Here is a 1167-nt window from a genome sequence, read left to right as displayed (position 1 = left end):
GGGCATCGCCAACCTGATGGTGATCCACCGCCTGTCCGACCTGCTGTCCGCCGGCGACGTCGGCTCCCGCGGCCGGGTCCTGGCCGAGGGCCTGCTCGCCGACTGCAGTACGCGCATCATCTACCGCCAGGAGAGCGACCAACTCGCCACCGCCGCCTCCCTACTCGGGCTGACCGGTGTCGAGACCCAGGCGGTGTCCGCACTCACCCGAGGGCGCGGGCTGTGGAAGGTCGCCGGGCGGAGCTTCATCGTGCAGCACATCCTGCACCCCGCAGAGAAGGCGCTCTTCGACACCGATGCCCGAATGACCTGAGAAATCAAGGAAATTCACGAATTACGAATTGGAGACCTCACGTTGAACCGCACCAGCAGATCCCGGTCCCATCCCGCGACCTTCCCCAATCCCCCGCCCCTCGGATGGACCTCCCATGCCCGACAACACCACGTTCGACCATGCCCGACCGGACATCGTCATCGGCCGCGACCCCGAACTCGGGATCTGCGCAGCCAACCCGCGCCAACTCGTCGGCGCTGATTGGATACTGGAACGCCTGGGATTCCACCGCGTCCTCGACAGCGAAGTCACGTACGCGCTGTCAGACCAGCATCTCGCCGGACAGGCCCGCGCAACCACTGCAGTCGACATGCTCCGCCATGCCGGCTACACCGTGCACGCCGACAACGACCTCGACCCGGAACCGGCATCCACTCGGTGGATGAGCAACGGACGCAACGAGCCTGACATCGCGTTCGCCGAGCACCCGAGCCTCGGCGTCGTAGCCGCCACCGCTGACACGATCAACGCCGTCGAACGCGGTGGAGCGGTCCTCGAAGCGCACGGCTGGCGCTTCCAGCACGCGCTGGACGTCTACACCCTGCCTGCCGCCACCGACCGTGGTGAAGCGTTCGGCAAACTCGCCCGGGCCACAGCGGCGTTGCATCGGGCGGGTGACCTTCAGGTAGCCGTGCAGCCGCAGCTCGCGGAGGCCGCCACCCAACCCGAGTCGGCTCCGACAGAAGCAGCACGGCACGAGAACGACCGGGGTTTCACCACCCACCGGTCCGCGCTCCACGCTGCCGCCCTCGCCACGAACCCGACCCGCACGGATGGGCTGGGGAAGGCACCGGCGGCCGAACCGAGGTCCGCCATCCCGCCCTCGCGTCCTG

The 1167-nt window shown here is 68.1% G+C and carries 1 protein-coding gene and 1 pseudogene; both read left to right on the top strand.

Features of this window, described 5'->3' with window-relative positions; all coding sequences use genetic code 11:
- Positions 1-313 (top strand): annotated as a pseudogene (locus ABD323_RS41370) (ATP-binding protein); the annotation flags it as partial.
- 115 nt (positions 314-428) lie between these two features.
- Positions 429-1167, top strand: a 739-nt coding sequence (locus ABD323_RS41365; RefSeq protein ID WP_344447244.1) for a hypothetical protein, incomplete at its 3' end; no start/stop codon positions are given.

Origin of the sequence: Kitasatospora nipponensis, from assembly GCF_039528135.1 — a bacterium.
Taxonomy (GTDB): domain Bacteria; phylum Actinomycetota; class Actinomycetes; order Streptomycetales; family Streptomycetaceae; genus Kitasatospora; species Kitasatospora nipponensis.
Note: the sequence above shows the minus strand (reverse complement) of the source record. Positions and strands in the feature narration are given on the sequence as shown.